Origin of the sequence: Actinomyces glycerinitolerans, from assembly GCF_900098745.1 — a bacterium.
GTDB classification, from domain to species: Bacteria; Actinomycetota; Actinomycetes; order Actinomycetales; family Actinomycetaceae; genus Actinomyces; species Actinomyces glycerinitolerans.
On record NZ_FQTT01000011.1, the window covers coordinates 106100 to 124070 of the forward strand.

General features: G+C 66.8%; 16 protein-coding genes and 1 other RNA gene. 7 read left to right on the forward strand and 10 right to left on the reverse strand.

Annotated features, from left to right (window positions below; all coding sequences use genetic code 11):
* Nucleotides 1-533: 533 nt before the first annotated feature.
* The 4 genes from ACGLYG10_RS09035 to ACGLYG10_RS09050 are packed head-to-tail and all read right to left on the reverse strand — an operon-like array spanning nt 534 to nt 6138.
* Nucleotides 534-1358: an ATP-binding cassette domain-containing protein gene (locus tag ACGLYG10_RS09035; RefSeq protein WP_073330790.1), complete on the reverse strand. Its 825-nt coding sequence runs from the start codon at nt 1356-1358 to the stop codon at nt 534-536.
* A complete protein-coding gene (locus ACGLYG10_RS09040) occupies nt 1358-3502 on the reverse strand; it encodes a dipeptide/oligopeptide/nickel ABC transporter permease/ATP-binding protein (protein WP_073330793.1) in 2145 nt (714 codons plus the stop codon). Before ACGLYG10_RS09040 ends, ACGLYG10_RS09035 begins: the two co-directional genes overlap by 1 nt.
* Nucleotides 3502-4467: an ABC transporter permease gene (locus tag ACGLYG10_RS09045; RefSeq protein ID WP_073330796.1), complete on the reverse strand. Its 966-nt coding sequence runs from the start codon at nt 4465-4467 to the stop codon at nt 3502-3504. Before ACGLYG10_RS09045 ends, ACGLYG10_RS09040 begins: the two co-directional genes overlap by 1 nt.
* A gap of 39 nt (nt 4468-4506) precedes the next feature.
* Nucleotides 4507-6138, reverse strand: a complete 1632-nt coding sequence (locus ACGLYG10_RS09050; RefSeq protein ID WP_073330798.1) for an ABC transporter substrate-binding protein — start codon at nt 6136-6138, stop codon at nt 4507-4509.
* Nucleotides 6139-6340: 202 nt separating this feature from the next.
* Between ACGLYG10_RS09050 and ACGLYG10_RS09055 the strand changes: the two genes are divergently transcribed.
* Nucleotides 6341-7063: a FadR/GntR family transcriptional regulator gene (locus tag ACGLYG10_RS09055; protein WP_073331383.1), complete on the forward strand. Its 723-nt coding sequence runs from the start codon at nt 6341-6343 to the stop codon at nt 7061-7063.
* Nucleotides 7064-7131: 68 nt separating this feature from the next.
* Here the strand turns inward: ACGLYG10_RS09055 and ACGLYG10_RS09060 are convergent, their stop codons facing one another.
* Nucleotides 7132-8256 (reverse strand): alpha/beta hydrolase fold domain-containing protein, encoded by a 1125-nt coding sequence (locus ACGLYG10_RS09060; RefSeq protein WP_073330801.1) that lies wholly within the window; start codon nt 8254-8256, stop codon nt 7132-7134.
* Nucleotides 8257-8443: 187 nt separating this feature from the next.
* Between ACGLYG10_RS09060 and ACGLYG10_RS09065 the strand changes: the two genes are divergently transcribed.
* Together ACGLYG10_RS09065 and ACGLYG10_RS09070 are read left to right on the forward strand one after the other, a co-directional pair.
* The gene (locus ACGLYG10_RS09065; RefSeq protein ID WP_073330804.1) at nt 8444-9097 is read left to right on the forward strand and encodes a hypothetical protein; all 654 of its coding nucleotides are present in this window, start codon (nt 8444-8446) and stop codon (nt 9095-9097) included.
* 58 nt (nt 9098-9155) lie between these two features.
* Entirely contained in the window at nt 9156-9611 is a 456-nt protein-coding gene (locus tag ACGLYG10_RS09070) for a hypothetical protein (RefSeq protein WP_073330806.1), read from the forward strand.
* Nucleotides 9612-10438: 827 nt separating this feature from the next.
* Here ACGLYG10_RS09070 and ACGLYG10_RS09075 read toward each other — a convergent pair.
* Nucleotides 10439-11071, reverse strand: coding sequence for a TetR/AcrR family transcriptional regulator (locus ACGLYG10_RS09075; RefSeq protein ID WP_073330809.1), 633 nt, complete (start codon nt 11069-11071; stop codon nt 10439-10441).
* Nucleotides 11072-11170: 99 nt separating this feature from the next.
* Between ACGLYG10_RS09075 and ACGLYG10_RS09080 the strand changes: the two genes are divergently transcribed.
* Nucleotides 11171-11761, forward strand: coding sequence for an NAD(P)H-dependent oxidoreductase (locus tag ACGLYG10_RS09080; RefSeq protein WP_073330811.1), 591 nt, complete (start codon nt 11171-11173; stop codon nt 11759-11761).
* 91 nt (nt 11762-11852) lie between these two features.
* Here ACGLYG10_RS09080 and ACGLYG10_RS09085 read toward each other — a convergent pair whose 3' ends face one another.
* Nucleotides 11853-12269 (reverse strand): hypothetical protein, encoded by a 417-nt coding sequence (locus tag ACGLYG10_RS09085; RefSeq protein WP_073330814.1) that lies wholly within the window; start codon nt 12267-12269, stop codon nt 11853-11855.
* A 447-nt stretch (nt 12270-12716) separates the two neighbouring features.
* Here ACGLYG10_RS09085 and ACGLYG10_RS09090 point away from each other — a divergent pair, with 447 nt between their 5' ends.
* Nucleotides 12717-13151 (forward strand): hypothetical protein, encoded by a 435-nt coding sequence (locus ACGLYG10_RS09090; protein ID WP_139240934.1) that lies wholly within the window; start codon nt 12717-12719, stop codon nt 13149-13151.
* Nucleotides 13152-13344: 193 nt separating this feature from the next.
* Complete coding sequence (locus tag ACGLYG10_RS09095; RefSeq protein WP_139240935.1) at nt 13345-13806, forward strand: hypothetical protein; 462 nt, start codon at nt 13345-13347, stop codon at nt 13804-13806.
* Here the strand turns inward: ACGLYG10_RS09095 and ACGLYG10_RS09100 are convergent.
* The 3 genes from ACGLYG10_RS09100 to ssrA all read right to left on the reverse strand — a co-directional run bounded on the left by ACGLYG10_RS09100 (nt 13774) and on the right by ssrA (nt 16695).
* Nucleotides 13774-14835, reverse strand: a complete 1062-nt coding sequence (locus ACGLYG10_RS09100) for a hypothetical protein (protein WP_139240936.1) — start codon at nt 14833-14835, stop codon at nt 13774-13776. The two genes, ACGLYG10_RS09095 and ACGLYG10_RS09100, sit on opposite strands and share 33 nt — an antisense overlap.
* A 146-nt stretch (nt 14836-14981) precedes the next feature.
* Nucleotides 14982-15806 (reverse strand): MerR family transcriptional regulator, encoded by an 825-nt coding sequence (locus ACGLYG10_RS09105; protein ID WP_073330825.1) that lies wholly within the window; start codon nt 15804-15806, stop codon nt 14982-14984.
* A gap of 518 nt (nt 15807-16324) precedes the next feature.
* Nucleotides 16325-16695: a transfer-messenger RNA gene (ssrA, locus tag ACGLYG10_RS09110) on the reverse strand.
* Between the two features lie 174 nt (nt 16696-16869).
* On the opposite strand from ssrA, the gene ACGLYG10_RS09115 reads away from it, so the two are divergent.
* Nucleotides 16870-17865, forward strand: a complete 996-nt coding sequence (locus tag ACGLYG10_RS09115) for an aldo/keto reductase (RefSeq protein WP_073330828.1) — start codon at nt 16870-16872, stop codon at nt 17863-17865.
* Nucleotides 17866-17971: the final 106 nt, after the last annotated feature.

Genomic DNA, 17971 nt, shown 5'->3' on the forward strand with positions numbered 1-17971 from the left:
TCATTCAGCGCCCTCGGGGGCGGGAGGGGCGCACTTCACCCGGAGAGTTCGTTTCCGGGGTGGAAGGGGATCGCCCGCGGCTCAGCGGGCGCCACCAACGGCTCTGGCTGGTGGCGGGTCAGGACTGCGTCAGAGAGGGCCCGCGCTCCTCGCGAATAGCGGAGCGACGACGCCGAGCATTCGTAGTGATACGCCAGGCAGACGCAGCATGCATGAGACCCTCCTCGAAATGTCGTGCCGAACTGATTCGCGCCTGAGCACCTCGTAGGCGGATCCGCTTTGATCCGCCGACAAGATAAAGGTAGCGAACCCTCGCACGCTCGTCAAGCGTTTCTCGGACCGGCTGCGGCTCCTAGAATTACCGTTTCGGAACGAAGTATGAGCCGCCTCAACTGAACGGGTTCATTTAGATTACCGAAATCGCTTTTTCCGCCGCGCGCAGCCGTCGGCACACAGGCGGCGGCCGGATCCACCCGAGTGGATCCGGCCGCATACGATGCCGCCTACGCGGGGAGCGCCCCGAGGACGAGCGGTCAGGCCTCGAGCAGGGAGGGCACGGCGCCGAGCAGCGTGCGCGTGTACTCCTGCTGGGGGTGGGCGAAGATCTCCGCCGTCGTGTTCATCTCCAGGATCTTGCCGAAGTACATGACGGCGATGCGGTCGGAGACGTAGCGGACCGTGTTGATGTCGTGGCTGATGAACACCAGCCCCAGACCGAGGGCGGCCTTGAGGTCCTGCAGCAGGTTGAGGACCTGGGCGCGCACGGACACGTCCAGGGCGCTGGTGGGTTCATCGGCGACGATGATGTCCGGGTCCAGGGCCAGTGCCCGGGCGATGGCGACGCGCTGGCGCTGGCCGCCGGAGATCTGCCGGGGCAGCACCTCCAGGGCGCTGGGCGGCAGGCCCACCAGGTGCAGCAGGTCGCGGACCTTCGCCTCGCGTTCGGCGGGTGAGCCGATGCCGTGGACGTTGAGTGGGTCGATGAGCGTGTCGTGCACGATCATGCGCGGGTTCAGCGCGGTGGCCGGGTCCTGGAAGACCACGGACACCGAGCGGCCCAGGGCGCGCCGGTCGGCGGCGGAGTGCCCGAGGGGGCGCCCCTTGAAGTAGACCTCGCCGCGAGTCAGCGGTTGCAGGCCGGTCATGACGCGGGCGGTGGTGGACTTCCCGCAGCCGGACTCCCCCACCAGTCCGAGGGTCTCGCCGCGCTTGACCTTCAAGGAAACGTTGTTGACGGCGTGGACCGTGTCGGGGCGGAACAGCTTCCCGGTGCGGGACTTGTGAATGACGTGGGCGTGGCGCAGCTCGATGACCGGATCGGTCTCGGGATTCCAGCCGGCGTACTTGTCGGTGGGCATCAGTGGGCCTCCTTGGCGAGGATCGCCTCGAGCTCGGGCGTGATGGCGTAGTAGTGCTCGCCGGCGCCGGCCACCGGCTTCAGCACCGGGCGGGTGTTCAGGCCGACGTCGGGGTGGGATGAGCGCGGGGCGAAGCGGTCGCCGGCCACGAACTCCTGCGGGCTGGGCACGGTGCCGCGCACCTGGTGCAGGCGCTTGGATCCGGCCTCGATGGAGAGCACCGCCCCGAGCAGGCCGCGGGTGTACTCGTGGACGGGGTTGGTCAGCAGTTCGGCGGTGGTGGCCTGTTCGACCACCTGGCCGGCGTACATGACGGTGATGCGGTGGGCGACCTTGGCCACCAGGGCCAGGTCGTGGCTGACGAAGACCATGGCGAAGCCGAGCTTCTCGCGCAGCTGGTTCAGCAGGTCGATGACCTGCTTCTGGACGGTGACGTCCAGGGCCGTGGTGGGCTCGTCGGCGATGACCAGGCTGGGGTCGCGGGTGAGCGCCATGGCGATCAGCACGCGCTGGCGCTGCCCGCCGGACAGCTCGTGCGGGTAACTCTTCAGGGTGCGCGCCGGGTCCAGGCCGACCAGCTCAAGCAGTTCCTCGGCGCTGCGGGTGCCACCGCGGGAGGTGAGCTGCTTCATCTGGGAGCGGATGAGCATGGAGGGGTTCAGGGAGGACAGGGCGTCCTGGTAGATCATGCTCATCTCGTGGCCGCGCAGGGCGTTGTGCTCCTTGGGACTCAGCTCCAGCAGGTCGCGGCCCTGGAAGCGGATCCGTCCGGTGATGCGCGCGCTGGACGGCAGCAGCCCCATGACCGCCATGGAGGTGATGGACTTCCCGCAGCCGGACTCCCCGACCAGCCCCATGGTCTCACCGGGGCGCACGGAGAAGGACACGCCGTCGACGATGTTCACCTCCCCGTGCTGGGCGGGGAAGGCGATCGACAGGTCCTCCACCTCCAGCACGGGTGCGGCCTGCGGGGTGGGGTAGGCGAGCCGGTCGTGGCGGGCCAGTTCGGCGTCGCGCAGGGAGGCCAACCGCTCGGCGAGCGGAACCTCCTCGGCGGCGGGCTCCACGACGCCGGTCAGGGCGCTCTTCTGCCCGCCGGGGGTGGCGTCCGCGGTCACCTCGGCGTGGGAGCGCACGGCGTGGCCGGCCTCGTCCCAGGCCTGCTGGGTCTGCATGGCCTCCTCGTCGGCCTCGACGTCCACGTGGGCGCGGATGCGCGGGGAGGCCATGGCGTCGGTCAGGCCCTCGGAGAGGATGTTCAGGCACAGGGTGGTGATCAGGATCATCAGCCCGGGGAAGAAGGTCGGCCACCAGTGCCCGCTCAGGAGCAGGGCCTTGCCCTCGGAGAGCATGTTGCCCCAGGTGGGGGTGTTGACGGCCTTGATGCCGGCCCCGATGAATGACAGGGAGGCCTCGAAGACGATGGCGTCGGCCACCAGCACGGTGGCGTAGACCATGATCGGGGCGACGCAGTTGCGCACCACGTGCTTGGCCAGGATCCAGGGGACGCGGGCCCCCATGACCTTGGAGGCGGCCACGTAGTCCTCGCCGAACTGGGCGAGGATATTGGCGCGCACCACGCGGGTGAGCTGTGGGGTGTAGACGACCGCCGTGGCGATGATGATCACGGCCACCATCGGCAGCCCGGAGGCGGACATGGCCAGCACCAGCACGGCCGCGAGCGCGATGCCGGGGAAGGACATGAGCACGTCCAGCACGCGCATGACCACCTCCCCGATCCACTTGCGGCTGGTGGCGGCGATGGCGCCGAGGACCGCGGCCAGGGCCAGGGCGATGCCGGTGGCGCTCAAGCCCACCACCAGGGAGACGCGGGCGCCGTAGATGGCGCGGGAGAAGATGTCCCGGCCGGTGGCGTCGGTGCCGAACAGGTGGGCGGCGGAGGGGGCGACGGCGGGGTCGGAGGAGACGACGTCGCCCACACCCTCCACATGGGTGATGGTCTCGGCGGAGGCCAGGCCGGTGGCGCCCGGATGGTAGGGGGCCACCAGCGGGGCGAAGACGGCCATCAGGGCGATGAGGGCCAGCACGATGACGGCGATCTTGGAGCCCAGCGGCAGGCGGCGCCAGCCCTGGAAGCGCAGGCCGGGGGCGGCAACCTTGTCCAGTGTGCGGCGGTGGGGCATCAGACGCTCCTGATCCTCGGGTTGACCAGCACGTAGAGCATGTCAACGACGATGTTGATGATGATGAAGGCCAGTGCGACCGTGATGGACACGCCCTGGACGATGTTGACGTCATTGCGGGTGATGCCCTGGAAGATGAGCTGTCCCATCCCCTGGATGTTGAAGATCATCTCGATGACGACGGCGCCGCCCATGGCGTAGCCGAGCCGCAGGCCCAGCACCGTCAGCGGGGTGATCAGGGCATTGCGCAGCACGTTGCGGGCGACGACGACGTGCTTGGGGATGCCGGCGCCGATGGCGGTGCGCACGTAGTCGCGGTCGAGTTCCTCGACCATGGCGGTGCGCACCACGCGGGTGAGGGTGCCGGTGTTGGGGACGGCGACGGCCAGGGCGGGCAGGAAGATCTGCCGCGCGTAGGCGCCGGGGTCATCGCCGAAGGAGACCCATTGGGTGACCACCGAGGGGAAGGTGCCGGTGGCGCCGGGGATGTCGCCGAACCACTGGATCAGCAGCAGGGCCAGCCAGAAGGAGGGGGTGGCCAGGCACAGGATGGAGATCACGCGGATGACCTGGTCAGGCCAGGCGTCCCGGTACAGGGCGGCGATCACGCCCAGGATGGTGGCGGCGATAACGGCCAGGAAGATGCCGATGAAGGTCAGCTGCAGGGTGATGGGGAAGGCGCTGGCGACCATGTCGGTGATCTTCACGCCTGTGAAGGTGGTGCCGAGGTCGCCGTGCGCCAGGCCCACCAGGTAGTCCCAGAAGCGTTGCAGCAGCGGGTCGTTGAGGTGGTGGGCCTGGCGGTACTGCTCGAGGGCGTCGGCCGTGGCGGCCTCCCCCAGCGCCAGGCGCGCCGGGTCGGCCGAGGAGAACGACATGACGACGAATACGAGCAGTGTCACGCCCAGCACCATGATCGGCAGCGCCACCAGGCGGCGGCCGATCAGGCGGAGGAGGTTGGACACTGGGGTGCTCCTTTTGCCGGAACTGGGGGAGGCGGGCGGTCAGGCGGCGGTGGTGCCGACGTCGATGAAGGACAGGCCGGTCAGGGCGATCGGCTGGAATCCGACCAGCGCCTCGGCGTCGTAGGCGGTGGGCGACTTGCGGTGGAAGATTGGGTAGAGCGGCACGTCTGCGGCGATCAGGTCGAAGATCTCCTGCCACTTGGCCACCTGGGCGTCGCCGTCGAGCTGGACGGCCTCGTCCAGGGCGGCCTGCACCTGGTTGTAGGCGTCGGTGCCCTTCCAGTGCAGGCGGGTGTCGGTCCAGATGTCGCCGGCGTACCACCAGCGCATGAGCAGGTCCGCGTCGTTGCCGAAGACGGAGGGGTCGCCGGGGGCGATGACCACGTCCCAGTCGCCCTGGGCGGAGTCGATGAAGGCGTAGACGTCCGCGGACTTCTTCTCCTCGTAGTTGACGGTGATGCCCAGGGCCTCGAGGTTCTCGCGGATGATCGGGCGGACGGAGGCGAACCAGCCGTGGTCGGAGCACAGCAGGTTGATGCTGGTCACCCCGGCCTCGGCCAGCAGCGACTTGGCCTTGTCGGCGTCGTAGGTGTAGACGGTGCTGGCCTGCTTGTAGGCGGGGTGGTCGGCCTGGACGAAGCAGGTGGCGGGGGTGGCGAGCGTGCCCATGCCGGTCTCGCAGATCTTGTCGTAGTCCAGGGCGTACATGATCGCCTGGCGGGCCTTGACGTCGGAGAGCGTGGCGTTGTTGAACATGGCGAACAGCAGGGAGAAGCCCTGCTGGGCGGCCACGGTGATGGGCGCCTGCATGGTGGCCAGGTTGGCCACGGGGACGGCGTCGATGGCCTGGACGGTGCCGGAGGTGATGGCGTTGGTGCGGGTGGTGTCGTCGGGCAGGATCTGCCAGGTCATGGACTTGGCCAGCGCCGGGTGGGGGCCGTTGTAGTTGTCGTTGCGCTCGAAGACGATGGTCTGGGAGGCGGCGCCGTTGTCGGTCATGGTGTAGGGGCCGGTGCCGACCGGGTTCATGTCGAAGGCGGCGGCGTCGGCCTCGACGGCGGCGCGGGGCACGATCTTGACCACGCTGATGCGTTCGGCCACCAGCGAGTAGGGGTACTTGGTGGTGATGGTGATGGTGGCGTCGTCCTTCTTCGTCACGGAGTCGATGAAGGTGATGAACTGGGAGTACAGCGAGTTGTTGTCCGGGTCCAGGACGCGTTCGAAGGAGAAGACCACGTCGTCGGCGGTGACGGACGTGCCGTCGGAGAAGACGGCGCCGTCGCGCAGAGTCACCTCATAGGTGGTGTCATCCACCTGCGCGGGCAGGTCGGCGGCCAGGGCGGCGTAGCACTCGCGGGTGGCGGGGTGCAGCTCGGTCAGGCCCTCCAGGGTGTGCCAGTTGGCGGCGACGGTGAGCGCGGCAGTGGTGGTCATGGGGTCGTAGCCGTTGGTGCCCAACTCGTAGGAGATGCCGGCGGTGATGGTGCCGTCGGCGTTGGAGGCGGCCGCGTTGGCGGCAGGGTCGCCCGCCACTGCCGTGGCTCCGGAATCGGAGGATGAGCCGGAACCGCCGCAGGCGGCGAGGCCGGCGGCCAGCCCGGCTGCCAGCCCCAGCGTGGAGGACAGGCGGATGAAGTCGCGGCGGGAGGCGCGGGGAGTCGAGATCGTCATTGAGGTCTCCTGAGATCGGACATCTGTTGTCTGATGTCGGTAGAATGAATGTAGCAGGCGTCGGACATCTGATCAATCCCGGGACGGAAGATGGATTATGTGTAACGATGACCTGAGAGCCCTCCCGGCCTCACCTGACCGGGAGGCGATAGGCGCGCGAGCGCAGCGGAACCGAAGAGGGGACGAGCGAGCCATGACCGCCATGGAGATCAAGCGCGGGGCCTACACCGCCAGCAGTGGGGCGACCACGCAGGCCACCAGCGCCATGAACGCCATCAAGGACTACATCCTGCAATCCCACCTCCAGCCCGGCGACCCGCTGCCGACCGAGTCGCAGCTGTGCGAGACCCTGGGCGTGTCCCGCTCCTCCGTGCGCGAGGCCATCCGCACGCTGGCGGCCCTGGACATCGTGGAGGTGCGCCACGGCCACGGCATGTTCGTGGGCCAGGTGTCGATGCGCCCCATGGTGGAGTCCCTCGTCTTCCGGGGGCTGCTCAAGCCGGGCGACGACTACCGTAGCCTGCGCGAGGTGGTTCAGGTGCGCCGCACCCTGGATACGTCCCTGGCCGAGGCCGTCACCGAGGCGTGGCGGGGACGCGAGGACGCGGAGATCGACGCCGTCGTGGATGAGATGGAGGCGCTGGCGAAGCGTGGGGAGACCTTCACCGACCAGGACCGCAGCTTCCACCAGATGCTGCTGGCGCCGGTACCCAATCAGCTGTTCGCCCATCTGATGGAGGCGTTCTGGGCGATTCACACCCTGACGGTTCCCATGCTCCATGCCCCGCGCCCGGAGGACATCGTCAAGACCGCCAACGCCCATCGGGCCATGCTGCAGGCGGCCCGCGCCGGGGACGTGGACGCCTACCGGGAGGCGATCGTGGCGCACTACGAGCCGCTGGAGAAGGCCCTCACCCGCGACTGACCCCCACCGAGATCGGTAGAAGTTACGTACCGAGATCGGTAGAAGTTACGTACCGAGATCGGTAGAAGTTACGGCTGCGGCCGCCCGAGCCCATCATCGGGCTCGCCACCGCAGTCATTCGCGGCGATCATCGGGAAGGTCCCCTCCTCCACCACCCGCGCCAGGTTCACGCCGGGGTCCTCGGGCTGAAGCAGCCGGGTGAGCCAGCTCAGTCGCGCGGTCTCCAGGCCGTCGCGCAGCCAGGTGGCGCTGACGTACTCCATGGCGTGGGTGGCGCCAGGCCACACGTGCAGCTCGCAGTCCCCGCCGTCGCGCCACAGGGCCGCGGCGAAGGCGACCACCTCGTCCCGGAAGGTCTCGGCCCCGGCGACGGACAGGAACACCGGCGGCAGCCCGGCCAGGGCGCCCGGCTGGTCGACGGCGCGGCCAGCCGCCTCGTGCGCGCGCACCTCGGGGCCGCCGCGCCGCCCGGGCAGGATCTGTTCCCAGGCCCAGTCGTTCCAGTGCGCCGGCCACAGCCCATCGTCGGGGAACTGGCGGGCCGACGGCGGCTGCACCGCGCCGTCGGGGCCGGGCAACCCGGTGCGGTCGTCCAGCATCGGGTAATCGAGCAGGTAGCCCAGCGCCCGGGGCCCGCCGCGGTCCCGGGCGGCCAGTGCCAGGCAGGCGGCCAGTCCCCCGCCGCCGCTGGGCCCGACGACGACGATGCGCTCCGGGTCCGCCCCGTAGTCCGCGGCGTGCTCGGCGGCCCAGGCCAGTGCCGCCAGGCAGTCCTCCCCCGCTGCGGGTGCGGGGTGCTCCGGTGCCAGGCGGTACTCCGGGGCGAGGACGATGCCGCCGAAGCGCCGCGCCCAGGCGGTCGGGGCGGCCAGGTCGTCGAAGCGGCAGCCCATCACCCGGCCGCCGCCGTGGATGGACAGCAGCAGTGGGGCGCCCGGCTGCGCCGCGCCGTCGGTCGGGGTGACGACGGTCAGCGGCATGGTGGTGCCGTCGGCGCGAGTGAGGGTCGCCTCGTGCAGGTGCGCGTCCGGGCAGGCGGCCAGATAGACGGCGCGGCGCCGGGCGATCGGGATGCGACGGTCGGTCAGCGTGGAGCTGTTCAGGGGCGGGAGTCCGCCGGCGGCCTCGAGGCGCTGGAGTACGAGCGCGGTGGCGGGCTCGTAGGGCGGGCGGGGCGGCGTCGTCGGCGTCATGGGCGGAGAGTACGCGTGCCGGCGCCCCGATCCGCTCCGCCTGGGCGGGCGAATTCGAAGAACCGGGTTGAAAGGCATGCACGGGCACCCAGGCGGCGTATCCTTCAATTCCGAGGCGGGCGTGTCGCATGGGTGCGAGAAAAAGGCGGTCATGTTCTGTTCACTTGCCCGTAGGCGAGGAGGCGCCGTGAACAAGAACGTGAATAAGAAGCAGACCGCCGGGGTCGTCGTCTTGGCCGGGATCGCCCTGCTCGCTGTCCCGTTCGCTATCGGTAAGAGCGGCGATGCCGCGACCGCCGCACCCGAACCGGCGGCGTCGCCTGAGGCACCGATCGCGCCGGAAGTTCAGGAGCTCGCCCATCACGAGCTCGAGGGCGACGACTTGACCTTCGCCCCCGGGGTCGAGGTGCCCACAGCAGCAGACCTCATTCCCGAACTCGCGGGCGCCACCGTTCAGACGCAGGACGGCTCCGACCTCACCCTCGAGGCCGACGCAGAGAACCCGGCGGCCCGGCGCAGTCTGGAGGACAGTGGGCTGGACCCCGACTCCACCGGCGTGGTGGTTCACGTGGCCGAGGGAGACCTGGCGGTATCCGAGGCCCTGTACTGGCAGTGCGGCTGGATCGACGAGTACTTGAACGCGGCCGACGCCGGAGACACCACGCGCATGGATAGCGCCGAGGCACAATTGAGCACCTTCCCCACCCTCAACGCCATCACCACCTATGCGCCGGAATTCGCCGAGATGCACTCGTACATCGTGGTGCCCATGATTGACGGCGACCTCGATATCGGACGCCGATGGCTCGACAAGAACTGCCAGCCCTACACCAACCGCTAACACCACGCGGCCTGGCAGCCTCGAGGCCACAACCTCGCTCGCGAAAGGATAAGCGCTCATGCCAACGCCTGCACGGCGATTACTCAGCTCGGGCGCAGTCGTCGCAATCTATATCGCGTGCTGCGTGGTTTTGGGCGTGTCTGGGCACCTCGCACTAATCAGGGACGAGTCCATTCCCGCGCCCGTGATCGAACTCTACACAGTGTTCCTCGTGATGCCGCTTGTTCTTCCCGCAATCACCCTCCACTTCGACAAGAAGCTCCAGGCGAAGCAGACCTGGTGGACCAGCCTGCTGCTGGCGCTGGTAGAGTATCCACTGTACCTGCTCGGAATCGAACTATTCTATCATTGCGCAAACCCCAAGGCGTACATTTCTGCGTACGACTGGAAGATTGATGCGGTGTGCGCCTCGTTCCCGGCGGCGACCGTATTGATCGCCCGGATCTACCGGATCATACGGCCGCCGCGGGAGACGCAGACATCAGGCGCGCAGGAAGTTCGCAAAGTCTCGTGACGCCGCCTTCGTCACCAAGTCTCTCAACTAGATGATTAATTTCAAGGGGTGGGTGTCGGTGGGGTCAGTGTTTGCCTCGGAGCGTGTGCCTGGTCGGACCACTTACGCGCGGATGGGCCGTGTGCGCGCGGTCGGACTGCCTTAGACGCACTCTCAGGCGGTCCAACCGCCCAAACGCGGTCCAAGTGAAGCAACGCGGTCCAAGTAGGAGCCGAACCCGCCCCTGCCCCCGAGCGATCCACCCGCCCACGCCCACCGACCCCTGACATCTGCCCAAACAAGACACCCCCGCCCCCTACCACGCCCACACCCCGGAGTCGAATCATTTCCTCCGGTACGGGGGTGCGGCGCGGGGCAGCTCGCGCGCCGATGCTGAACCCGGCCGTTGGCGTGGCCGGCGCACCCACTGGCGGCCGGGGCGGCCGTCTGCCCAGTGGTGTTATTCGTTGCTCCTGTGGTGGGTCTGCACACTCCAGAAGCAAGCGCCGTTGCGGATTCCGCGTGATTGTGCGGATTCCACCCGCGGCCCGGGTGTCATGACAGTGCTCCAGTGTGCAACGACCCCTTCGTTGCACACTGGAGCGATGTCACCGGATTCGGGCCGATAAGCAACTTCCGCGTGTTTCCAAGGAAAAACGGCGATCAGCCCAGCCTGCCCAGATCACCCTTGCGTGCAAACACGCAGTGCCTGACCAGGCGAACCAATCGTCAACAAGAGCTACTTCTCGACCGCCCCGAAAACACCCCACCCACCACCCACAGGCACACCCGTCCTACGATCGCTTACCCCACACGACCACCAACCACACCCCCACGAACTCACCCATCTAGGGCAGTTCGGCGCTGAGGAGCATGAGGCCTTTCTTTACCAGATCCTCAATCGGCGCAACCTCGCCGTAGAGATTCATCCGCCCGACCTGTCCCACGAATCCCTCCGGGTAGCTGAGCAGTGGGTAGATGCTGTAGCTGTACATCGTGAGTTGCGTCCGGAACATCTCGCGCTCGGACTCCGCCGCGTCGGGGAACTGCCGGCGCAGAACCTCGGCGAGCTCGGCAAAGAAGGGATGGATGTCGCGCTGGAAGTCCATGATCGCTTCGTCGCCGCATTTGCTGCGCAGGGAGGCGTCGCTGACGGCGAGAAGCTGCAGGATGAGCCGACGGCCGAGCAGCGAATCGGCGAGCTCGCGGCAGAACTCCTCTCGCCCCATCCTCCGTTTGAACCTCACGCGTATCTCTGTCGCCCATGCGGCGTACTCGCGCCGCATCAGGTCGAGATAGACCTCCTCCTTCGTGGCGTAGTAGTGATACACGGACGGGCGCGCGATCGAGCACTTCTTGGCTATTGCGGCCAAGGTGACGGTCTCGTACTCCTGCTCGGCCAGCAAGGCCGCTGTCGCGTCGAGTATCTCCGCCCTGCGTGCGGCAACCTCCGCATCCGTCCTGGCCCTCACATTCCCCATGCGTCTCCCCCTGAGTTGCAACCGACACCCTGTCGGTTATACGCTCCATCGAGCCCAACTCAGACCCGACACACCCTCTATTTGAAGGGAAAGGTACCCATGAAAGCACTGCTGATCAACGCTCACCTGCCCTACCCCAACTGGTCGGAGGGCGCACTCAACGCCTCCGCACACGCAGTCGCGAAGGAGTTCTTCGAGGCCCGCGGCGACGAGGTCACCGAGACCAAGATCGCCGACGGCTACGACCCCGCCGCAGAGGCCCAGAAGATGCTCGACGCGGATGTCGTCGTCGTGCAGACTCCCATCAACTGGTTCTCCGCTCCGTGGATCTGGAAGAAGTACACCGACGAGGTGTTCAACGTCGGCCTGCACGATCAGACCTTCCTGACTGGAGACGGCCGCACACGCAAGGACCCGACCAAGCCGTATGGCTCCGGGGGCCTGATGGCACCGCGCAAGGTGCTCATCTGCACCACGTGGAATGCACCGCGGGAGGCGTTCGACGAGCCCTCCAACCCGACGCTCCAGGGGCGTTCGCTGGCGGACATGCTCAGCGACATCACCTGCACCTTCCGCTTCTGCGGCTTCGAAGTACTGCCCGAGTTCGGCATCTTCGACATCTTCAAGAACCCCGACGTCGAGGCGGATCTCGCCGCCTACCGCAACCACCTCGAGAAGCACCTCGGTTAATTCGGTAGTCGATCGACGCCACCCTGGTCCTCTCCGTCTGAGGTCCTGCCGCACCCGGCCTCCTGAGAACCCGCGACGCCGGCGCGCTGCACTACGCGTACGGATCCTCGTAGTCAGCTAGCCAGAACCCCGTCGTACCCGTGAGAAACGCCTTGCCATCCACCACGCTCCCGGGGTGCGGCGCAGGTGTTGTGTCGATAGGCAACCCCAGCGTGATGGGGAATCCGCAATCGGCGTTCACCTTATACCACTGATTTCCGGTGAGGCGGTTCGTCACGATCGTCACCTCATTGCAGACGGCCTTAAGCATGCCGATGGGGCTGGCATCTTCCGGCCCCGCCTCACCGCTGTAGAGCGCGAACAGCCAGGGGCTAGCGACGAACCGCGGGCCGATGTAGACCTCGTCGGGCAGGTCTTCGTCCATCCTCTTTGCCGGCGAGTCCTTCATGCTGATCGGCGTCTGGACCTTCTCCCAGTCCTCCTCCGAGTCGAACACCTCGACGTCCACGGCGATCGCACCAACCCGGTAGTCGTGGAAGCGGGAGACCGGGCAATCAGCGAATCGCCGCGGGTTAAATGGACGCGAATGCACGGTAGGATCGTTGTTATGAGTACGCTAAGAAGACTCTCTGAGGAGCCGCCGGAGCGGATTCCCTGTAGGCCGTGGAGGCCGACCGGGTTCCCGGAGAGAATCAATGGAACGACAAACGGATCGCAGACGAACTGGGCACCCATCCCGAGGCGTTACGTGACGCCATCACGTTTCTCAAAAAGGTCAATAGAATCCTCACATAACCCAGACGAGCAAGCACAGCGCTTCACTTCTTCATGGACGTCGAAAGCCACTCCGAGATCGGAAGATCTTGATATATCTACTTCATTCGACGCCAGCGCGTTCTCGCGCTTGATATTTGGGGGCACACAACGCTGCGGTCTCACGAAAGGATGAGCATTCATGACAGGAAGGCCCGTACGGCGATTGCTCAGCTCGGGGGCGGTCATCGCGATCTACATCGTGTGCTGCGCGGTCTTTGGGATAATCGGGCACTTCGACATGGGCGACGACGAATCCTCCCTCCCCCCACTGTTCGAACTCTACACGGTACTCCTCGTAATGCCATTTGTTCTTCCTGCAATCGCCCTCTACTTCGACAAGAAGCTCCAGGCGCACCAGACATGGTGGACCAGCCTGCTACTGGCACTAGCCGAATACCCGCTGTACCTACTCGGAATCGCTCTGCACTTCCAATGTATTATCCTCAGGACCAACGCCCCGGATTATCTCTGGCCGTTGTACGCGGTGTGTGCCGTATTCCCCGCGGCGACCGTAATGATCGGCCGTATCTATCGGGTCATACGGCCGCCGCGGGAGCCCCAAGGATCACGCTAGTAGGAAGTTCGCAAAGGCCCGTGACGCCTCCTAAATGCGTGTAACAGCGCGGCCCCCGCGGCAACTTCGCACGACTCCCCGATACCGGGTGAGCTTGCTAGACTCGCAGCAACCCATGCCACCAGACCACTGCACTTCATGGTCGGCGCCACGCTCGGTGCGGCATAGCGAAAGAACGAGAGGATGAGCGACCATGGTAGGAACACCTGCGCGGCGATTGCTCAGTTCGGGGGTGGTCGTAGCGATCTACGCCGCGTGTTGCATGGTATTGGGAGTATCGGGACACCGTGCACTGATCAGGGACGAGTCCATTCCCGCGCCCATTATCGAGCTCTACACGGTGTTGTTGTTCATGCCGTTGGTTCTTCCCTCGATCGCCCTCTACTTCGACAAGAAGCTCGAGGTGAACCAGACGTGGTGGTCGAGCCTGCTGCTGGCGCTGGGAGAGTATCCACTGTACCTGCTCGGAATCGCCCTACACTTCTGGTCCATCAACCCCATTGCAGATGCGTCGGTTACCCCTCCCTGGGCGTTGTATGCGGTGTGTGCAGTGTTTCCCGCGGCGACCGTACTGGTAGGCCGAATCTACCGGGTCATACGGCCGCCGCGGGAGGAGCAGGGGTCAGGCGAGCAGGAAATCCGCGAAGGCCCGTGACGCCGCCCTCAGGTCCGCATTAGTGACATCTCTGGCCTTAAGGTAAACGAGGGCGTAATTTGCCCAGTCGTGGATCAGGCTGTATATGGATGCGGCCAGAGTAGTCACGGAGGTGCTGCGGGGGATGTCGGTGTAGAAGGCGGAGTAGCGGTTCGAGCCGTTCACGGTCCTGTAGTAGGACGTCATCGCGGCGCTCAGTGAGAGGCTTGAGTCGGCCGTCAGCATCTCGGCAAGGCGGATTGCGTCGCCGTTGCTGTTGAGATCACTCAAGGAGCAGGCGCTTCCGTCAAGCGGCAGGTTCAGCGTGCTCAGGTATTCGGTGTTCAGGTGGTGGGCGCCGATGACTCCGTTGGCGGCCTCCTGGCGGTCGGCCGACGGATTGGCCTGCATGATCGTGTGAATATTGGATGCGCCGGTGACAAGGTCCCCTCCCCAATTCGTCCAGTGCCGCGGTGCGATTCCCTGCCCGGTAAGGTAGGAGTAGCCCGCGGCAGCCAGGTGGGCGAGGTCGATCACGCTTCCCTTGCCGTCCGAGGTGAGGGCATCGCGCGCGATGAAGGGGGCAACCTGGCTGCGCAGACTTGAGGCGTTTCGCTTCAGGTACTCGTCGAATCCCGGCCACCCGTCAGTTCCAGCAGACGCAACCCACTGCACCTCGCTGAAGTATGCGCGCCCGATGTAGGACATCACTCCTTCAGACGGGCGGGTGAGCCACATATTGTTGCCCGCATTGGCGTTGTGCTCGGCGATGTAGTTCTTGAACTGTGCCTCAAGCTGTTTGACCAGGGGGATGAAGCCGGAGATCTTCTGCAGCTTGTCGACCTCGGCCTTGGGGGCTCCAGCGGGCCGCTGGTACTGGATGGAACCGGATTCGCTGCTGCCAATGGCCGGCCACCGGCCCGAGTAGGCTACCTTGTCCAGGTCCCACTTGCCGCGATAGCCGGAGATCTCTGCGAACTGGTCATAGTTCCAGCCCGCCGGGATCGGGAAGCCCAGGTTGCCGGAGAAGCCGGTGGACATGTCCGACACGAAAGCTGGCTACTTCAGACCGGCCAGGCAGCGCTGGCTCGGCCTAGGACAATCCACCTCGCCGATGATTCACCCATCCCGGGCTTCACCGGCGAGGTGGATTGCCGCAATCCCTCCAGGGGCTTCACTGCCCTACGACTGCACGCTCAGCCGAGGGGTAGGCACACCTCGGTCACGAGCTGGTCGGCAGGAACCTCGTCCGGCGTCGTGAGGTAGATGTTGAACGATTTGTCCGCCAGGGAGTCGTCTGCCGGCGGTGTCAGCCCCTCGGCGGCGATTCGGGTTGCCAGCCGGTCGTGAGCCCCGGTGAGCTGGTCGTACGGACCGACGACGTGGGCCACGAGGCAGTCTCGAGCCGGAAGTTCATGGATCTGCAGCGGGGCAGCGGCCGTTGTTCCGGGTGCGACGGGCAGGAAGATCTCCTCGTCGACGTCACGCTCGGTGAACTCGGCGTCGTGCTCGATCACTCCGCACGGGCCGATGGGCGTGATGCCCTGCCGGGCGATCTCCGGCATCATGCGGGCCCAGAGGAGATGCTCGTCGGCGTAGGTTGGGACGACGTCGCGCAGGGCGACGATGGTCATGGCCGCGATGGTGCGGCGCTCGACGGTGATGGACATGCTGGTTTCTCCTTCGATGAGGTGAGAGATGAGAGCCAGCCGAGCCTGGGCGGCGCGCGTCTCCTTGAGGACGGTCTCGCGCTGGAGCTCCAGCGCGGCCGACCATGCCGGGGTGCCGCGGGCGGCGAGCAGGGCGGAGATGGCGGAGACGCCGAACCCGACATCGCGCAGGTTCCGGATGTCCGCGGCGTCGCGCAGCTGGTGCGGCGCATAGCGGCGGTATCCCGTCCACGGGTCGACGTCGGCGGGCACGAGCACACCGTGAGCGTCGTAGTGGCGCAGCATGCGTACCGACAGGCGAGTCAATGAGCTGAACTCGCCGATCGTCATGAGATTCGTGGTCTCGGCCATGAGTCAACCATGTGCCCTCACACCGTGTCAGGGTCAACCCTCAGGGTCGTCGGTGTGAGCGCGTTGCTTGTACCTCGGTTCTGGTCGGCGGGTGGAGGAGCTCGCCGTGCATCCGGCGTCGGCCGACGCCAAGCACAGCCAGGCTGATCTGGTCGGTCGAGATCGGGCTCCGCCGGTTTCGGGCATGTTGCAACGGGCGGGGCGGCGACGCCCCGCATCCCTGGGGCGACTGCAATGGTTGCCCCGCCCGTGGATTGCACGACCCCGGGCGGCGTTCCACGACCTTGGTGCGTACTGCACGACCCCGGGGTGGTCGTGCAACAGGCACGAAGGTCGTGGAGTGTCACCAAGGTCGTGCTGAAGACCGCCTCCAGCACCCACGATCAACACCAAGTCACATGTGAAGCAGCGTCTCAACACCGATAACCCGATGACCCGACTCTCACAAGCAGGATCGAAGCCGGACAAGAAAACAAAGAACCTGCTGGCGCGTGACCGTGTCAGCGCCAGCAGGTTCTTGGTGGAGATGCGGGGAATCGAACCCCGGTCCGACGGTGGTGCAACAGGACTTCTCCGGGTGCAGTTCGCTGCTGTTTTTCTCGGCCCCGGCGTCTCACGCGAACAAGGACGCCGACGGGCTCAGCCACCTTGAAGTCCCGGGACCCCCGATGGCGAGGGGCCCCAGCAGTGGCTTCCTAGATGACGCCAGGAACCGGGGCGGAAGCTCCCCCGGGCTGACGGACTTCGAGGCTCGCCTCAGGCGGCGAGGGCGAAGTCGGTGCGAGTGTTATCGGCACCTATTGGTTCGCACAGAGCGTTGACGAGATGACTGTGCATCCTCGACCCGCTTCTCCTGAATCCACGACCGTCGTCGAAACCGATCATCCCCTGTTGAGTTTTCCCCGCCCGGCATGCCGTGCGGGAACCCGCTGAAGCCTCAGCAACTCAAGGATACCAGCGCCGGTTGCAGCGGCCGCGAGACCTTCGCCACTAGATTTGTTTCGCCGGACCACTGGGAGCCGCTAGGCTGACGGCACCGGCACAAACTCGTAGGAGGCCCGTCATGGAGACCCGCCCGCTCCCCGCCCTCGATCGCAACATCTCCGCCGTCGGCGTCGGCACCTGGCAGCTCGGCACCGACTGGGGTGAGGTCACCGCCGATGACGCCACCGCCACCCTGCAGGCGGCGCTCGACGCCGGCGTCACCTTCATCGACACCGCCGACGTCTACGGCGACGGCCGCTCCGAGCAGTTCGTCGGTGCCTTCGCCGCCGCCCACCCCGACGCCGGACTCACCATCGCCACCAAGATGGGCCGGCGCGTGGAGCAGCTCCCCGAGAACTACACGCGCGACGCCTTCCTGGCCTGGAACGACCGTTCCCGGCGGAACCTGGGCGTGGATACCATCGACCTGGTGCAGCTGCACTGCCCGCCCAGTGAGGTCATCTCCGCCGAGCACACCTGGGACTGGCTGGAGGAGATGGTGGCGGACGGCCGCATCCGCGCCTACGGGGCCAGCGTGGAGACCTGCGCCCAGGCCCTGGATGCCATGCGGCGCCCCGGGTGCGCCAGCGTGCAGATCATCCTCAACGTCCTGCGCCGCAAGCCGCTGGAGCAGGTGCTGCCCACCGCGCAGGCCACGAGCACCGCAATCATCGCCCGCGTGCCGCTGGCCTCCGGGCTGCTGTCCGGCCGCTACACCGCGGACACCACCTTCCCCGCCTCCGACCACCGCAACTACAACCGCGACGGCTCCGCCTTCGACATCGGCGAGACCTTCTCCGGCGTACCCTTCGACGTCGGCGTCAAGGCCGCCCAGGAGTTCACCGCCCTGTGCCGCGAACTCGGCCCGGCGGGCGCCACCCCCGCCCAGGTGGCGCTGCGCTGGATCCTGGACCAGCCGGGCGTGACCACCGTGATCCCCGGCGCGCGCAACGCCGAGCAGGCCCGCGCCAACGCCTCCGCCGCCGCGCTACCCCCGCTCAGCGAGCAGTTGCACGCGGCCCTGGCGGACCTGTACGACCGACGCATCCGCGCCCACGTGCACGACCGCTGGTAAGGCGAGCCGACCCGCTCGCCACCGACCCGCTCGCCGTCGTCTGCTCGTCGTCGGGCCGGGCAGCCCGACGACGGCGCGCGACGCCCCCTCTGACCGGCAGGCGCCG